Below are 16373 nucleotides of genomic sequence, written 5' to 3'. Positions count from 1 at the left end.
GGTGTTCGTCGACTCGACCGATGTACGGCGGTGCGTACGTACACCCGCTGGTCCCACCGCACTGGCACATCGGCGGACACCTGGGGCCGGCCACCCCGCTGCGCGTGACCGTCCCTCTGTACGCGCTCGCACCCGAGCACGCATGCTCGGCAGTGAAGGAGCGCGATGGGCCATGAGCCGCTGGGCCGGGGGCTGCCCCCTGGAACACCCCTGGCTCAGCACGGTCAACGACAGCCTGCGCGCACTGCCCCGGATCTCCGTCTTCCACGGCGAACGCGACATCCTGTGCCCCGACGCCAAGAAGCTGGTCGCCAGGGCGAAGGCCGCCGGCACCAACGCCGAGGCCTGGTCCACGAAGATCGGAGAGGCGAGCCCTAGCTCGACGTGGGCCCCGGCGGCAGGTGGACCGTCATCAGCAGGTGGCACGTCTCGTCGCCCGCGCCCCGGTACGTGTGCGCGGCGTCCCCGTCGAAGGTGGCGGTCTGGCCGGCCTCGACGGGGTGTTCCGCGCCGTCGACGACGAGGATCATGCGGCCCGCGGTCACGCTGACCGTCTCGACGACCCCGGCCTGGTGGGGGTGGCTCGGGTACTCCTCGCCGGGCTCCAGCCGCCACCGCCACACCTCGACCGGCGACGGTCCGGCCGTCGTCAGCATGAGCCGGGCCTCGCCGCCCTGCCCGCCTGCCCAGAGCGGCATCACGTCGGACTCGGACACCACGCGGACCCGGCCCTCGGCGGGCCCCTCCAGCAGCGCGGACACGGAGACGCCCAAGGTGTCGGCGAGCCGGACCAGGGTCGCGAAGTTCGGGTTGCCCTGCGCCTTCTCCAGGCCGACGAGCGCGCCCTTGCTGACCTTCGCGCGGCGGCCGAGCTCGTCCAGGGAGAGTCCGGCGCGGGTGCGGGCCGCCCGTACGTTGTGCGCGAGCGTACGCAGGGCCGCCTCGGTCTCGGTCTCGGCCACCTGATCACCATCCCCGGCAGTCGACCAGTGGAATGCACCACACGGTCGTTTGGTTGACACGTCTCGGTCGATTCATTGTACGGTCTGGTCGTTCCGTTGAATGGCGGCGGGCCGTGACAGAACCAGAAGAACCAAGTGAACCAAGTGAAGCAAGGGACTCTCTCGTGATCGCACTGCTGCTGGCCCTGGGCAGCTCACTCGCCTACGGGTGCGCCGACTTCCTCGGCGGCCTCGGCGCCCGCAAGGCCCATGTGCTGCGCACCGTCATGGTCGCCGCGCCGGCCAGCCTCGCGGTCGAGCTGCTGCTGTGGCCCGTCCTCGGCGCCTCGTTCAGCCCGGGCGCGCTCGGCTGGGGCGCGGCCTCCGGCGTCGCCTCGGCCCTCGCCTTCGCGCTGCTCTACAAGACCCTCGCCATCGGCCCGATGAACATCCTCTCCCCGGTGACCGCACTGGTCTCCGCCGCGCTGCCCGTAGCCGTCGGCCTGCTGCAGGGCGAACGCCTCGGCCTCGCAGGGCTGTTGGGGCTGCCGCTGGCCCTGGCCGCCGTCGTCCTGGTCAGCGCGGGGCACGGCGTGGGCTCCTCCCGGCCCTCGCGCAAGGCTCTGCTGCTCGCGTTCGGCGCCGGCGCCGCCATCGCCCTGCAGCTGGTATTCCTGCACCAGGCGCCGGCCGACAGCGGCGTGGCCCCGCTCATCGTCGGCCGGGCCGTCTCGTCCGCCGTCACCCTCGCCGCGGCCGCGGCCATGTACCGGAGGCTCGGCCCGGAGAAGCCCGCCTACGCGATCTCAGCCACCGCCGGTGTGCTGGACTCGCTGGCCAACCTGCTGTTCCTGCTCGCGGCGCGCAGCGGCGACCTCACCGTCGTCGCCGTGGTCACCGCCCTCTACCCGGCCGGTACGGTGCTGCTCGCCCGCAGCGTGCTCGCCGAGCGCATCCACCGCGGCCAGCTCGTCGGCCTCGGCACGGCGGCGGTCGCCGTCAGCCTCCTCGCCCTCACCTGAACCACGGCCGAGCCGCCGTCGCACCGGTGCCGCACCGCTCTCCCTCGTACGTACGCAAGGAGCCCCCGCATGTTCATCCAGCCCTGGGACGCCGCCCTCGACCGGGAGGAGTGGCAGCAGTGGATCGCCGACGGCCACGACTTCGGCCAGCTCAGCGTCAACGGACCGGCCGGGCAGGCACCCGCCGTCGTGCCCACCCACTTCACCGTCGACGGCGACGACCTGCTGATCCACCTGGCCCGGCCCAACCCCGTGTGGCGGGCGATCGAGCAGGACCCGAAGGTCACCTTCACCGTCATCGGCGACTACGCCTTCGTCCCCGGCCCCTGGCGCGCGGGGCCCGCCCTCCCGCCCACGGACGGCGTCCCGACCAGCTACTACGCGGCCGTCCAGTTCACCTGCCACGCCCACCTCGTCGACGCCCCCGAGGCCAAGGCCGAACTGCTGCGTCGCCAGCTCGCCCACTTCCAGCCGGAGGGCGACCACGCCCCCGTCGCCCCCGACCAGCCGCCGTACGGCCGGATGCTGCCCGGCATCCGCGGCCTCCGGCTCGAAGTCACCGACGTACGAGCCAAGTTCAAGTACGACGACCACAAACCGGTCGAACACCGGGAAGCGGTCGCCGAACGCCTCACGGCCCGCGGCCAGGCGCTGGACGAGCCGACGGCACGTCAGCAGCGGCGCCGACTCGACCGGATGGGCCCATGGAGGGCGTGACGCCCGGTGCCCTCCGTTACGCGGGGCTGGGGGAGGACTGGACGGGGGCGCCGGCTTCCTGGAGGCAAAGTTCCACGGCCAGGAGCTGGACTGGCAGCCGTGCCCGGCAGCCGAGGCCCCCGAGCAAGCAAGGGGCGACAACAAGCCCACCGCCTTCGAGTGCGCCACGCTCACCGTCCCGCTGAACTACGAAAAGCCGCACGGCAAGACCATCGACATCGCCCTCAACCGGCTCCCCGCGACCGACCAGAACCACCGCATCGGCTCGCTCCTGACGAACCCCGGCGGCCCGGGAGAGTCCGGCCTCGCGTACGTGTACCAGACCGCCCCCGACCAACTCTCGCCCGAACTCCGGGCCCGCTACGACATCATCGGCATGGACCCGCGCGGCGTCGGCAAGAGCACCCCGGTCCGCTGCATGTCGGCCCGGCAGGCCACGCGCCTGCTGCACCAGCAGAAGAACCTGACGAAGGCGGCCGAAGCGAACGCGAAGGTCTGCGGCCAGAAATCCGGGCACCTCCTGCCGTTCGTGGGCACCGACAACGTCGCCCGCGACCTCGACGTCGTCCGCGCCGTGCTCGACGACGACAAGCTGAACTACCTCGGCTTCTCCTACGGCACCGTCATCGGCCAGTTCTACGCCCAGCTGCACCCCCGGCGAGTCGGCCGCATGGTCCTCGACTCGGTCGTCAACCCGGCCCTCTGGCCCGCCGACGCGGCCGGCCAGGCGGTCGCCTTCGAAACGGCCCTCGGCGTCTTCGTACAGTCCTGCATCGACCGAGGGAACTGCCCGATGGGCCCCCGCCGAGGCGAAGCCATCGAGAAGATCGACGCCCTGGTCGAACGCGTACGGGCCAAGCCGCTGGCCACCGGAACCCGCGGGGAACCGCCCCTCACCTCGTCCGCCCTGCTGCAGATCCTGTCCGGCGCCATGTACCGGGAAGACACCTGGCCCGCGCTGGCCAAGGCCCTGGCCGCCGCCTTCGACGACGACATCGCACCCCTCGCCGCCTTCGCCGGGAACAGCCGAGGCGACGGAGACGACGACCCGGACAACGACGAGACCGGCGGACCCTCCGCCGTACGCTGCCTCCACCTGCGCCCCGAGCAACGCACACCCGAAGCACTCGACAACGCCATCGCCGAGGCCGGACAGGACGCCCCGATCTTCGGCGAGTCCGCCGAGGACGACCGGGTCTGCGCCGTGTGGCCGGCGCCCTCCATGCCCTGGGCCGGCCGCGCCATGACCGCCGCAGGCGCACCCGAGATCCTGCTCGTGAACAACCGCTACGACGCCTCGACCCCGATCAGCTGGGCCCGCAGCGTCGACGGCCAACTCGCCAGCGCCACACTCGTCACCAACACCTCGGGCGGCCACATCTTCTACCCCAAGGGCCCCTGCACCCGACAGGTCGTCGACGACTACCTCCTCCGCGGCAAGACGCCGCCCAAGAACAAGACCTGCCACGACCGAGCCCCCGGCATCACCCCACCAGCTCGTGACGGCGAGCGCCCTTCAACCTGAGCCACACGAAGGGGAGTTGAGGCCGCCGTGCCCAACCGGGCGCACCGTGCCGCTACACCGCAGAGCGGACCACGGTTCTCGACGACCGGCGGACGACAGTTCTCCGACCCCGTGCCGCCGGCCACGCCCTCGGGAAGGTCGTCCTGGCCCGTACCGTGAAGCAGTGGACTGCCCTGAAGCCGAAGATGCCCCTCTGTCCAGCGGGGGGCAAGGGCGGTCCCTGTCAGCCCAACAGGGCGTCACAGGCGAGGAGTTGAGTATGGGCGCGCAGGACGCGCAGGACGCGCAGGAAACCGCCAAGCGGCTGCGGGCGATCGTTGACGAGCTGTCAGACCGCTTCTACGAGCGGGCCGACGTGCTGCGGACACTGCTCGTGACGCTGCTCGCCGGGCAGCACTCACTGGTGCTCGGCCCGCCCGGAACAGCGAAGTCCGAGATGGCCCGCGAACTCACGGCCAGATTCGACGGCGCGGCGTACTGGGAGATACTCCTGTCGAAGTTCACCGCGCCGACCAAGATATTCGGCCCCATCGACGTCGCCGCCCTGGCCCGCGGCGAGTACCGGCAGGTCTACGACGGCCGAGCCACGACCGCGCACGTCGCGTTCATCGACGAGATCTTCAAATGCTCCACGGCGGCCCTGAACGAGACGTTGGGATACCTCAACGAGCGGATCTACCACCCCGAGAGCGGCGGCGAACCGATCCGCTGCCCGCTGATCGGCGCCATCACAGCCAGCAACGAACTGCCCGGCGGCGAAGACTCCGCCGCGATCTACGACCGGCTCCTCGTGCGGATCGAGGTCGGGTACCTCGAATCCCCCTCCAACTTCGCCGCGTTGGTCCGCTCCGCCGTCAACCGCCCGGCACCGACGGCGAGGACCACGGTCGACCTTGCCGCGCTGCAGCACGCCGTGACCGAAGCAGTCCCGACCGTCGACGTCCCCGACACGATCGTCGACGCGCTGTGCACGCTGCGGGCCGCCCTGCGCCGCAAAGAACTCGTCGCCTCCGACCGCCGCTGGCGCCAAGCGGTCGGCCTGCTCCAGGCATCCGCGTACCTGGAAGGCCGCCCGGCGGTCGCGGACACCGACCTGTCCGTGCTCACCCACGTCCTGTGGAACTCCCCGGCCGAGCGCCCCACCGTCGAACGCGAGGTGCTGCACCTCGTCAACCCCGACGCCAAGGAGGCGCTCGACCTGGCCGACGCCATCGAGGAGCTGGAAGCCCAACTCGACGCCATGGCAGGGCAGTCCCGCGAGGCACTGAGCGACTGGGCCATCAAGAAGGCCCACATCAAGCTCGCGACGGCGGGGAAGCGGCTGGAGAAGCTACGCGAGGAGGCGACGGTCGCAGGCCGCTCCACCGCCGCCATCGACCGGATCACCGGCCGTCAGCGCGCCGTCCGCGCCCGCGTTCTCACCGAGGCGCTCGGTGTGGACGCGAACATGGTGCAGGCACAGATCTGATGCACACCCGGTCCTCCGCCGCTCCCGAGCGGCACACCGCTGCCGTCGACGCCGACCTGTTCGACCGGCTCACCTGGCGCGACACCTACGCAGAGGCAGCCGGACTGCGCGAGACGGCCGAAACGCTGGGCGAGCGGCACGAGCACGCAGCCGACCTCCTCGCCGACGTGTTCCTCGCCGCCTACAAGGTCACCCCACGCCTCCACGAGCGTGCCGAGATGACACCCTCACGTCTGATCAACCACCAGGTCGTCGCCGCGCTCCTCGAGACACCCGAGTTCACCGCACTTCGCCGCGAAACCGCCGGCGATCCCTACGCGGCCGCCATGGCCGTCCTCGCCCAGGCCGCCGCACTGCGCCGCCTTCTCGAACGCTCCCGGGACGCCCGGGAACACGCCGAGCGGGCAGAGCAGGCCCGACACAGCGCAGACACCGCCGCGCAGGCCATGGAGCAGGCGCTCGAACAGGCCGCCGACGCGACCGACCACGATGCCGCCCCGGTCACTGAGACAGCACCGGCCCACGCCGTACAACAGGCGATCGAGGCCGCCGAGTCGGCAGAGGCCGCGGCACGACAGGCCCTGCGCAACGCCGAGCGGGCCCTCGCGGCGGCAGCCCCCGGCATCCGTACAGGAGCACGCCACGCGGCGGCAAAGGCCGCGGCGGCGGTACGGCAGGAAGCCGAGCTGATGCGGGCATGGGGCGTCGGCACCGGTGAACTGGAGCGGATGCCGTTCGACCGGCGCGCCCAGCTCGCCGAACGGCTGCGCACCGGCCGTCTCGCCCGATGGGCCGAACTCATCGGCCGTTTCCGGCAGATGGCCGACGGCGAGCGCGCCCACAAAGTGGAGGACACCACAGGGGAACTGGTCGGCGTCACCCTCGGCGACGACCTCACCCGCGTCATCCCCTCCGAACTGGCGAACCTCGGACTGCCCGAGATGCGAGCGGTGTTCGCCGCGCGGTACGCCGCCGGGGAGCTGATGCTCTACGACAGCCAGGGCGAACGGACCACAGGCCGCGGGGCCGTCATCGCCTGCGTGGACACATCCCACTCCATGTACATGGAGGGCCCCGGCGGGATCACCCGCGAGGCGTGGGCCAAGGCGTGCGCCCTGGCACTCCTCGACCAGGCCCGGCACTCGGGCCGGGACTTCGTCGGCATCCTGTTCTCCGCCGCCGACAAGCTCAAGATCTTCCGGTTCCCCGCCGACCGGCCCGCACACACAGCCCAGGTGCTCGATTTCGCGGAGACCTTCCTCGGCGGCGGCACCAGCTACCAGACCCCCCTGACGGCGGCGCGCGAGCTGCTCGAGGAGGAGTTCGACGACGCCGCCCGCACACGCGGCGACATCGTGATGCTCACCGACGACGAATGCGACGTCACAGAGGAATGGATGCGCGGCTGGAACGACGCCAAGCGCCGCCTCGGCTTCCGCGTCTTCGGCCTCGCCGTCGGCGCACCACGCGCCGCCGACACCGGGTCCGTCCTCGAGGCCTTGTGCGACAACCTCCGCGCCATCGAGGACCTCACCGACGTCCACACCGCCAGGGACCTCTTCCGCACCATCTGACCCCGCCCCGCCCCACCGCCTCCGCCGCGGAAACAACAGCCGTACGCACACGCCCGGGGCCCGAACACGCCCGCACAACCCGCGTGTTCGCCCCACTCGGGGGGACCGCCTGCCCCTGGACGACCGCTTCCCGGAGCCCACGCCGCAGCCCCAACTCGGCGTTACACCAACGCAGTTGGCGACTTCAAGTCAACTCCCGGGGAACGTGCGCGACTGCCACAATGCCCGTATGCATCTGCGCGGTCCCGACGCAACGGAAACCGAAGTGACATTGGCATTGCAGTGCGCCGACGATCCAGAACTGCACCTGCCCTCACTCCTCGAATGGCTCGACCAGGAGGACGCGTTCCGCGGCCGACTGCGCCTAACGCGACGTCCCGTTCAGCAAGGAGAAATGGGCAGCGTCCTGGAGTTCCTGGCCGTGACGCTCGGCTCCGGAGGTGCCGGCGCCCTGCTCGTGCAGGCGATCTCCACCTGGTTGGGACAGCGGGGCACAGACGTCACGATCACCATCACCAGACCCGGCGGCAGCGACATCACTGTCGAAGTGCGGCGCGCCCAGGACCCCGTCGCCGTCACCCGCGAGCTCGAGCAGCTCCTGACGCCACCACAGAACTGACAGACCGATGACCGACATCTGGTTCCCCAGGGGCGCACACAGCCGCGTCGTCTGCATCGGCGTAGATGCCTACCAGGACCCGGAACTGCCGCCCCTCCGTTCCGTTCGCCGCAACCTGGCAGACCTACGGAACGCGCTCACGAACGCCGAGCACGGCCTCTTCACCCAACAGGAAGCGGCCGAACGCTGCGCGGTCCTGGGACTCGACGGCCCACCTATCAACAAGGCCGCCATCGGGCAAACCCTCTCCAAGGCTGCCGAAGAAGCCACCGACCTCTTGCTCGTCTACTACAGCGGCCATGGAGTGCTCGACCACAGAGGCCAACTGCACCTGGCCCTGCCGGACACCGACAGCGAGCACCCCGAGTGGGCGGCGCTCCCGCTGACGCTGATCAAAGAAACCCTCACCCACGCAAAGGCACGGGCGCGCATCCTGGTCCTCGACTGCTGCTTCTCCGGCCGCGCCATCGACGCCATGGCCGCCCCCGCGGGCCAGATCATCGGCCAACTCCCGCCGAGCGGCACGTACACCCTCACCTCCACCAACGCGACTTCCCTGTCCTACGCACCATCAGAGTCCAGGAACAGCGTCTTCACGGAGGCCCTGCTCGGCGCACTCTCGGCGCCGCAGCCACTCACGATGGACGGGATCTACCGACACGTACGAGACGAGCTACGGAACAGGAAACTCCCCGGCCCCCGATGCCGCGCGACCGGCGACGCACCCCACCTCGCACTCGCCCGCGGCCCGATCCCGGCGCCGCCCCCGGACGACAGCCCGCCACACCCACCGAGGCATCCGGGCCCCCACGAGAGGCAGCGAACGCCTCGGCTCGGCAGGCGAGCACGATGGGCGATCGCACTGGGGCTGATCGCGGCCGCAGCCACGACCATCGGCGTCGTCCTCGACAACAAGGGCGGCAACGGCGAGGAAGGCAGCGACGTCGGCGGAACCGCAGGAAGCGAAGCGTCGCCCGGGGTTACGTACGTCCTGAGCACCGTCACCGACCAGTGGACGCACCACACCCCCGACGCCAGGGAAGACACTCACGCCGGCACCCTGATCAAGGGGAGCCACTACTTCTACTGCAAGGAAAAGGGAGAGACGTTCCAGGCCCACGGACGGAACACTTCCCTGTGGCTACGGACGGACGACGACGAGGGAAACAAGAACGTGTACATCAGCGCCACCACCTTGGACGCTTCCTCGTACGCCACGTTCAGGGACAAGCTGCCGGACTGCACGTCACTGTGACCGCCGTGCCTCCCGGGTGCTCGTCGTGGGAGTGCCGGCGGCAGGTCAGCGGCCGCCCGTCGCCGCGAAGCGCAGCAGCAACTCGCCGGTCGCCTGCGGCGCTTCGAGCATGGGGAAGTGCCCGACGTCAGGCAGCTGACTGACTCGCGCCCTCGGCACCGTGTCGTAGTGGTGCGCCGAAGACGGATCCCAGCGAGGGTCGGCAGCGCCGAAGATCACCAGAACCGGGACGTCGAGTGCGGCCAGGCGCGCGGGGAGGCTCCTCTCGGCGATGTACGCGCCGTTTTGCCGCAGCACCGTCCTGAACGTGCGATAGCTGATGCCCCGTACGTCGGCGACCAGGTCGTTCGGGACGTCCACCGGGCGGTTGCACACGGCGGTCACCCCCCGGCGGAGCATCGCGTCGGAACGGACTCTCCACAGAAGCGGGCCGAGCGGCGGGTCGACCAGGGCCCGAAGGAGAACGGGCTGCGGAAGGAGCGCGTCGGGACTCGGACCACTGCTGATCAGCGTGAGCGAACCCACCAGGTCCGGGCGCTGTTCGGCGAGGGCGGTGGCGACGTACCCCCCGCTCGAGTGCCCGGCCACGGTGACCGGACGAAGGCCGAGCTCATCGAGCGCCGCAGCCAGCCTGGCTGCCTGCTCAGTCACGTCGTACGACGGCGCGGGCGGCGACTGACCATGGCCCGGGAGGTCGATCCGCACGGTGTGACATCGGCTGGCCAGCGCCGGCATGACCGGGCCCCAAGAGCTGCCCGAGGACCCCGACCCGTGGATGAGCACCAGCGGCGGCGCGTCCCGCGGGCCGTCGTGCACCACGTGCATCCCCTGCACATGCTTACCGTCGTAGAGAGCCATACCCGGGAGGCTGCCGCGGCCGCCGGCCCTCGGTCTTGTACAAATGTCGCCACGAGGACAGCCATCGCCAGAACTGCCGTTTCCACGACGAGCGGTCGGGGCCGTCAGCCCGTGACGACAGACGAGCATCCCGGTGCCACCGGCCGTACCCAGCTAAGAGAGTGACCACCCGTCAGAGCGCCTCTGGCGGTGTTGCTCGACATCGACCACACGACGCCGCTGGCCGAGCCCTGGGACTCCGGCGCCTCGCAATGGACCCCAAGCGCAGGGAAGTCAGAAGCCCGACCAGGACCCGGCCCAGTGGATGCCCCCGAACCCGGACGCGCAGTGCCGCTACATCGCCGAGTGGGCCGTCACAAAGCTCCGCTGGGGCCTGAGCGCGGACCAGAGCGAGGCCGAGGCGTTGACGGTGTTCGCAGAGGCATGCGAGACCACGGTCGTCCACTACACCCCGGCGCCGTAACACGCCTGGGGCGGCGAGGAGTTCAACAGTTGCCGAGGCTCTCTCGGGGCCCTCGGCGAGGCCTATGGGCGCGGTGTCCGGAAGGCCGGACACCGCGCAGTGCAAGGCCCGCATGCGATCGGCCGTTGCCCGACTGGCTGGGTCGGCCTCCTGAGTGTCCGCGCCCGGCCTTGATGGGCGACTGCGCTCCCCGGCTCCATAAGCCGCTGAGGATGTCGCTGGCGGTGACGACGTCGAGGGGCGAACACGGTGAAACGAAGCCGCGCCCTTTCTGTCGCAAGGCCGGGAAGAACTCGGCGTCGAGGACTTCCCTGCAGGGCAGTCTGCGGTCGACCGGTGTCACCGAGTGCGCTTATGTCGCGGGGCTTGGCGTCACCGGTGCGATATCGCGAAGCGTGAGGAATCGCGGATCAGCCGGTCGGCTGATCCGCGTCGCCGGACGTCAGGCTCAGCGCACGTCCACGCAGTCACCGGTGGCGGTGACTGGCGGCGTGGTGGAGGTGCCCTCGAACTTGTAGCGGTAGCAGCGGTCGGAGGTGGCGGTGCGAGTCTGCTTCTCTACGCCCGCCAGGCTGCCGGTGCCGGTGAGGTGGCTGCTGGTGGTGGCGTACGAGCCGGTCAGCGAACGCTCCTGGAGGCGGACGGTCTGCTGGGTGTAGCCCGCGTACTTGTGGGTGTCCCAGTTGGCGCGCTCCAGCTTGCCGGTGATCGTGATCGTCTGGCCCTTGGCGACCGGCTCGGGGGCCGCGTTGTTGCTCAGCCGGGACCAGCGCTTGAGGTGCCAGGTCATGGCGTTGTCGGTGTCCACGTCGGTGGCCGCGTCGGTGATCGCATAGAGTTCGATCTTCCAGGCTCCGGCATCCTCGTTCGTCAGGTCGCTCTGCGGGTCGATCTTGAAGGTGGCCGTGCAGTTGAACGTGCCGTCGGCGGACTGAACGCAGGGGTCGGTGTCCGCCTCGAACTGCTCGGAGAGCATGTACTGCTTCAGTCCGCTGTCCTGGTCGGTGCCGCGCCAGATCGCCGCGTTGCTGCCGTAGAGCGTCGACCCGCCGCTGACCGTCCACTTCACGGTGACCGTCTGCGTGTTCGTCGTCCCGACTCGGGCGCTTTTGCCGCCGTTGACGGTGATACCGGAAACGACGGTGGCGTCTGCCGTGCTCGCGGCCAGGGTCCTGGCCTTGGGCGCGGCGGCCTTCGCCTCCGACGCGTCGGCGGCCGCGGCCCTGATCTGCTTCAGTGCCTCGGCCGCGCCGGTCTCGCCCGCCGTCGCAGACGGCGTGACGAGCAGGCCGACGGCGAGCCCGGAGGCGGCCAGTGCGCTGACGCCCAGGGTCACCTTCTTGCCAGACGTCCACTTCCTGCGGGAGTGCTGGGACATGTGGAAGCTCCATTTTCGATTATTGACAGGCGGATGCAGACCGCGGACGGGCGGGACCGAATCGCGCACGACCACACCGGCCGCGCAGCTTTGATCATCGACGCAGCGAAAGGGTTGTACGCACGCGCCAGTTGAGGCGTGTGAGGCCCATCACCCCTGGTGTCGTGTCGCAGAGGGGGCGCGTCACGGGACGTGGCGTCCTCGTTGCGATGCGCGCCCTCCGCCACCACGCGCGGCCAGGTTCTGCATCAGCGCCAGCACCCCACCGCCGTCACCGTGGCGAGGAGCGGGCACCCCGCCACAGCTATCGACACCGGCCGAGTCGAGCCCCCAGCCATCGGCGAGCGGCGAGACGAGCGCGCCAGCCGACCACGACATCGTGAACACGCCCTGTCCCCGGCAGCGGATGACCTCACCGTCGGAGGCGGGCCCGCACTGCCATCCCGTCCCGTACCGGCTCCCTTCACCGGCTACGGACCCTGCCACCCGGCAGGCCGCAACAGGGTGAGCGGGAAGAGAACTTACGGCTCCCGGGCGCCCTGCTCGCTCAACGCCCCGTCCCGAGCGGGTGGTCGCGCAGCCAGTCCATGACCTGTTGCGCGTGCTCGTCCGGCGGGAACACGGGGTAGAAGGCGTGCTCGACCACCCCGTCGCGGACGATCAGCGTCAGCCGCTTGTACAGGGTCAGGCCGCCCGCCTCGAAGGCGGGCAGGCCGAGTTCCTCGCCCAGACGGCGCGGAGGGTCGGAAAGCATCCGGAACGGCAGGCCGAGCCGCTCGACGACCTCGGCCTGGTATGCGCGCTCCTGGGTCGACAGGCCGAACACCCGCCCGGCTCCCGCGGCGAGCAGCTCCTGATGGTGGTCGCGGAACGCGCAGGCCTCCGGCGTGCAGCCGCGCGCGCCCGGAATCGTGTCCCACCCCTCGGGCAGATCGACGCCCGGGCGGCCGGTGAGCGGATAGACATAGATCACGGTCCGGCCCTCGCCGAGCGCACCGAGATCGATCAACTCGCCGTCGCTCGCCCGGAGTCGGAGGCGCGGAATCTCCGCACCCGGCAGATGCGCCGTCGCGCCGTCGTCCTCGGGGGCGGGCAGGCCGGTCGGCAGGTTCACGTAGTCGGTCATCGGGTCCTCGTCCTTGTCGTCGTCGGGCGGCGGGGCGCAGCTGTTGCGGTGAGCGGCGGTCCGCAGGTGCGCGAGCAGCAGGTCCCGGCGGGCGGTCAGTCCGTCGATCCGCTGGGTCAACTCCTCGATGGCGTCCCGGTATCCGGCCAGCGAGGCGGGGCAGTCGTCGGCGTGCCGGTGTCCCGCCGTGAGGCAGTCCAGGAAGGGCCGGGTGCGCTCGACGGCAATGCCGAGGCCACCGAGCAGCTTGATCTCCCGTGTCAGCCGCACGTCGTGCTCGTCGTAGTCCCGGTAGCCATTGGCCAGCCGTTCGGGCGTGAGCAGCCCCAGCGACTCGTAGTAACGCACCGCTTTTGTCGTCACGCCCGCCCGACGGGCCAATTCACCAATCCGCATGTCTCTCACCTCGGGAAACGTAAACCTTGCCCCCGAGGTCAACGTCAAGCCGACCGGGGACGACTAGCCGGCGGCAGAGCGCAGCCGGTCGGCAAAGCAGGACGCTTACGCTTATGAAAGATGGCTGAACTCCCCACTCCCTGCTCTGTTGAGCGCGGTATTTAGCAAGCGATAGCTTGGTAAGCATGGGCGACAACACCGAGCGGCAACAGCAACAGCAACAGGGACAGGAACCGGCAGATCTGGCTCTGGCCGAGTCGCTGCGATGGGGAGTGTCGAGGCTCGCAACCCGCTTGCGCGCCGAACAGCCGGGCAGCGGGCGGCCCCTGACGCGACTGGCCGCCTCCGTCCTGGCCAACCTGCGGCACGACGGACCCTCGACCCCATCCGAACTCGCCGCCCTCGAAGGGCTCCAGACGCAGTCACTGACCCGCGTGCTCAACGAACTGGAGGAGCAAGGCTCCATCCGGCGCGCACGCAGCGACGTGGACGCCCGCCGCCAGAACATCACGATCACGGAAGCCGGCCGTGCCGCGCTGAGAGAGCACGTACGCGACGGCAACCTATGGCTGGCGACAGCGCTGCGCGAGAACCTGTCACCGGCCGAGCGCGGCGTACTGCAGATCGCCGCCGGCCTGCTGGAACAAGTGGCGGCCACCAGCACACCCACGGACCCGCCCCCGCGCGCCCCGCGCGGACCCCACACCTCTCGCACACAGGCATCCGCCCCAGAGGGAGGGGCTCCGGCCGCGCTATGACCAGCCGTCCCGTGACCCCGCAAGAGCCGTCAAAGGCTCGCGCCCTCACGCCGAAACGCGCCCGCACCCTGCTCGTTCTCTCCGGGCTGAGCGGTGTGAGCCCGCTGGCCACCGACATGTACGTGTCCGCCCTGCCCGACCTGGCCGGCTCCCTGGGCACGGACGCCTCCGGCGCGCAGCTGTCCCTGACCAGCTTCCTGGTCGGCATCATCGCCGGACAGCTCGTCCTCGGCCCGCTCAGTGACGCGATCGGCCGCCGACCCGTCCTCATCGGCGGATCCGTGCTGTTCGCGGCCTTCTCCACCGTCTGCGCCCTGGCGCCGACCGTGGCCGTCCTCAACACCGCGAGGTTCGGGCAGGGCATCGCGGGCGCCGCCGGCATCGTGGTCTCGCGCGCCGTCGTCACCGACCTCTTCGACGACCGCGAACTCTCCTCGGCCTTCTCACGCCTGGGAGCCATCACCGCCACAGCCCCGGTCCTGGCCCCGCTCGCGGGCGGCGCCCTGCTCCTGGCGGTCTCCTGGCGCTACGTCTTCGCCCTCCTCGCCGTCCTCGGCGTACTCCTGACCGTGGGCGTGTGGCGCTGGATCCCCGAGTCCCACCCGCGCCACGCCCGCCTGACCGGCGGTCTGACCGCGAGCCTGCGCACCGTCGCGCGGGTGGCCGCACAACCCGCCGTCCTCGCACCGATGTCGGCACTCGCCTGCGGCGGAGCGGCCGTGTTCGCCTACATCGCCGGCACCGCATTCGTCTTCCAGGAAATCCACCACCTGTCCCCGGCGCTCTCCAGCCTCGTCTACGGAGTCAACGCCCTCGGCAACATGGCCGGCAGCCTCGCCTACGGGCGTCTCGCCGGTCACCGGCGACCCGAGGCGCTCCTCGTCATCGGCGCCACCGTGGCGACGGCGGCGACGGCCGCCCTGTTCACCGTGCAGGTGACCGTCGGCAGCACGATGCCGCTGACCTGGCTCTTCCTGCTGATCGCCGTCAGCGCCTTCGGCCTGTACTTCCCGGCCGTCATCACCGTCGCCCAGAGCCGGGGCCGCGCCGCCCCCGGGGCCACCTCCGCACTGCTCGGAGGCGGCCAGTTCCTTCTCGGCGCGGCCGCCTCCCCGCTGGTCGGCCTGTTCGGGACCAGCAGCCCCGCGCCCATGGCGGCCATCATGACCAGCTTCCTCGCCCTGGGCACCCTCGCGGCGCTGGCCACCCGACACACCGGGCCGGGGCGGCTCAGCCCTTGACGCGTTCCCAGATCCAGACCCCCGCCTCCTTGAGGACCTCGGTGCCCGTCCCCTGGTCGCCGGAGCGGGTGCCGGGCTTGAAGACCGCGCCGGAGCGCTGGTCGTCGGAGTAGTTCCAGTTGGTCCAGGAGATGTTCTTCTCGGCCATCAGGTCGAGGAACATCTGGGCCATCGCGAAGTCGTTCGTCCCCTCGCCCGCCGAGTCCCGGGTGCTGAACTCCGCGACGAACATGGGAAGTTCCTCGGCCATGCGGGAGAGCGTCCGCAGGTACCCGTCGCGGTGCGAGGCGGCGTAGAAGTGGAAGGTGTACGCGGAAACACTCGCCGCACTCTCCCAAATCCTCGGGAAAAGCGAAACCGCCGACCTCATTGTCAAAGTGCCCACGCCGCGTGGATGAAGAGGAAACGACCACTACAACCCCGACGCCGACTGAGCGCCCGTACGATCCCAGCTTTCCGCGCGGAGTGGACCACGCGGGACGGGCCCCGGCCCGCGGTGACGATCGGGAGGGCGGGGCGGCCGGGGCCTCCCACCCTTCGTCCCAGGGGAGGTCACTGAGTGCCCGTCAGAACGCCTCGGGCTGTTCCGGGACTAGCCTCAGCCGAGGGCGCTGCAGGGCCGGCCTCCGCGTGGGGAGGGCGGGTGTGGGGCCCAACAGGCAGGCCCTAGAATGGTTCTGAAGGGCCAGCAATTCAGGACTTTGGGCGGGGGATTGGGGCGCGCTGGTCGTGCTCACGAATTGAAGAAAGCGCGAGGCAGGGACGAGGGCCAAGTTCCCAAAAAAGAGCGGGAACTGAGGGGCGGTCAGGGGAAAACGGAAAGACGAAAACTGGCCGCGCCCCCACCCACTAGCCAGCGCTTTCAGAGGAAATCGCGGAGCGAATTTCCTCCAAGGGAATTACGAAGTAATTCCCGCACCGGGCAACGGAGTTGACCGGTGCGAATTCAGGCGGAGCCTGAATTCCCGCGCGGAGCGCGGCAATTCACCCGCCGCGTAGCGGCGGCGCGTCGTGTCTGCGGAGCAGACCGCG

13 protein-coding genes and 3 pseudogenes are annotated in these 16373 nt (G+C 70.4%); 11 read left to right on the top strand and 5 right to left on the bottom strand.

The window, feature by feature from the left end:
- Position 1: 1 nt before the first annotated feature.
- Positions 2 to 334: pseudogene (locus ACIDOF_RS09855) on the top strand (alpha/beta hydrolase fold domain-containing protein); the annotation flags it as partial.
- 40 nt (positions 335 to 374) lie between these two features.
- On the opposite strand, the gene ACIDOF_RS09850 reads toward ACIDOF_RS09855, so the two are convergent.
- Positions 375 to 962, bottom strand: coding sequence for a helix-turn-helix domain-containing protein (locus tag ACIDOF_RS09850; RefSeq protein ID WP_409005379.1), 588 nt, complete (start codon positions 960 to 962; stop codon positions 375 to 377).
- Positions 963 to 1126: 164 nt separating this feature from the next.
- Between ACIDOF_RS09850 and ACIDOF_RS09845 the strand changes: the two genes are divergently transcribed.
- The 7 genes from ACIDOF_RS09845 to ACIDOF_RS09815 all read left to right on the top strand — a co-directional run bounded on the left by ACIDOF_RS09845 (position 1127) and on the right by ACIDOF_RS09815 (position 9121).
- Positions 1127 to 1963: an EamA family transporter gene (locus ACIDOF_RS09845; RefSeq protein ID WP_409005378.1), complete on the top strand. Its 837-nt coding sequence runs from the start codon at positions 1127 to 1129 to the stop codon at positions 1961 to 1963.
- A 69-nt stretch (positions 1964 to 2032) separates the two neighbouring features.
- Positions 2033 to 2680, top strand: coding sequence for an FMN-binding negative transcriptional regulator (locus ACIDOF_RS09840; RefSeq protein WP_409005377.1), 648 nt, complete (start codon positions 2033 to 2035; stop codon positions 2678 to 2680).
- A 37-nt stretch (positions 2681 to 2717) separates the two neighbouring features.
- Positions 2718 to 4205 carry an alpha/beta hydrolase gene (locus ACIDOF_RS09835; RefSeq protein WP_409005743.1) on the top strand — a complete coding sequence of 496 codons (1488 nt, stop codon included), beginning with the start codon at positions 2718 to 2720 and terminating at the stop codon, positions 4203 to 4205.
- 259 nt (positions 4206 to 4464) lie between these two features.
- Positions 4465 to 5673 (top strand): AAA family ATPase, encoded by a 1209-nt coding sequence (locus ACIDOF_RS09830; RefSeq protein WP_409005376.1) that lies wholly within the window; start codon positions 4465 to 4467, stop codon positions 5671 to 5673.
- Positions 5673 to 7247: a VWA domain-containing protein gene (locus tag ACIDOF_RS09825; RefSeq protein ID WP_409005375.1), complete on the top strand. Its 1575-nt coding sequence runs from the start codon at positions 5673 to 5675 to the stop codon at positions 7245 to 7247. Before ACIDOF_RS09830 ends, ACIDOF_RS09825 begins: the two co-directional genes overlap by 1 nt.
- A 229-nt stretch (positions 7248 to 7476) precedes the next feature.
- On the top strand, positions 7477 to 7866 hold the full coding sequence (locus ACIDOF_RS09820) for an effector-associated constant component EACC1 (protein WP_409005374.1): 390 nt from the start codon (positions 7477 to 7479) through the stop codon (positions 7864 to 7866).
- A gap of 7 nt (positions 7867 to 7873) precedes the next feature.
- Complete coding sequence (locus ACIDOF_RS09815; RefSeq protein WP_409005373.1) at positions 7874 to 9121, top strand: caspase domain-containing protein; 1248 nt, start codon at positions 7874 to 7876, stop codon at positions 9119 to 9121.
- 45 nt (positions 9122 to 9166) lie between these two features.
- Here the strand turns inward: ACIDOF_RS09815 and ACIDOF_RS09810 are convergent, their stop codons facing one another.
- Entirely contained in the window at positions 9167 to 9979 is an 813-nt protein-coding gene (locus ACIDOF_RS09810; protein ID WP_409005372.1) for an alpha/beta fold hydrolase, read from the bottom strand.
- A 195-nt stretch (positions 9980 to 10174) separates the two neighbouring features.
- Between ACIDOF_RS09810 and ACIDOF_RS09805 the strand changes: the two are divergent.
- Positions 10175 to 10442: pseudogene (locus ACIDOF_RS09805) on the top strand (HNH endonuclease); the annotation flags it as partial.
- A gap of 448 nt (positions 10443 to 10890) precedes the next feature.
- Here the strand turns inward: ACIDOF_RS09805 and ACIDOF_RS09800 are convergent.
- The gene (locus ACIDOF_RS09800) at positions 10891 to 11820 is read right to left on the bottom strand and encodes a calcium-binding protein (protein ID WP_409005371.1); all 930 of its coding nucleotides are present in this window, start codon (positions 11818 to 11820) and stop codon (positions 10891 to 10893) included.
- A 547-nt stretch (positions 11821 to 12367) separates the two neighbouring features.
- Entirely contained in the window at positions 12368 to 13342 is a 975-nt protein-coding gene (locus tag ACIDOF_RS09795; protein WP_409005370.1) for a redoxin family protein, read from the bottom strand.
- Positions 13343 to 13527: 185 nt separating this feature from the next.
- Here ACIDOF_RS09795 and ACIDOF_RS09790 point away from each other — a divergent pair, with 185 nt between their 5' ends.
- Entirely contained in the window at positions 13528 to 14100 is a 573-nt protein-coding gene (locus tag ACIDOF_RS09790; protein WP_409005369.1) for a MarR family winged helix-turn-helix transcriptional regulator, read from the top strand.
- Positions 14097 to 15341, top strand: coding sequence for a multidrug effflux MFS transporter (locus ACIDOF_RS09785; protein WP_409005368.1), 1245 nt, complete (start codon positions 14097 to 14099; stop codon positions 15339 to 15341). Before ACIDOF_RS09790 ends, ACIDOF_RS09785 begins: the two co-directional genes overlap by 4 nt.
- Here the strand turns inward: ACIDOF_RS09785 and ACIDOF_RS09780 are convergent.
- Positions 15331 to 15666, bottom strand: a pseudogene (locus tag ACIDOF_RS09780) (cellulase family glycosylhydrolase); the annotation flags it as partial. The gene ACIDOF_RS09785 and the pseudogene ACIDOF_RS09780 sit on opposite strands and share 11 nt — an antisense overlap.
- Positions 15667 to 16373: the final 707 nt, after the last annotated feature.

Origin of the sequence: Streptomyces sp. Da 82-17, assembly GCF_046098215.1 — a bacterium.
In the GTDB taxonomy this organism is placed as follows: Bacteria; Actinomycetota; Actinomycetes; order Streptomycetales; family Streptomycetaceae; genus Streptomyces.
The sequence above is the reverse complement of the archived record's forward strand: the minus strand, read 5'-3'. Positions and strand labels throughout refer to the sequence as shown.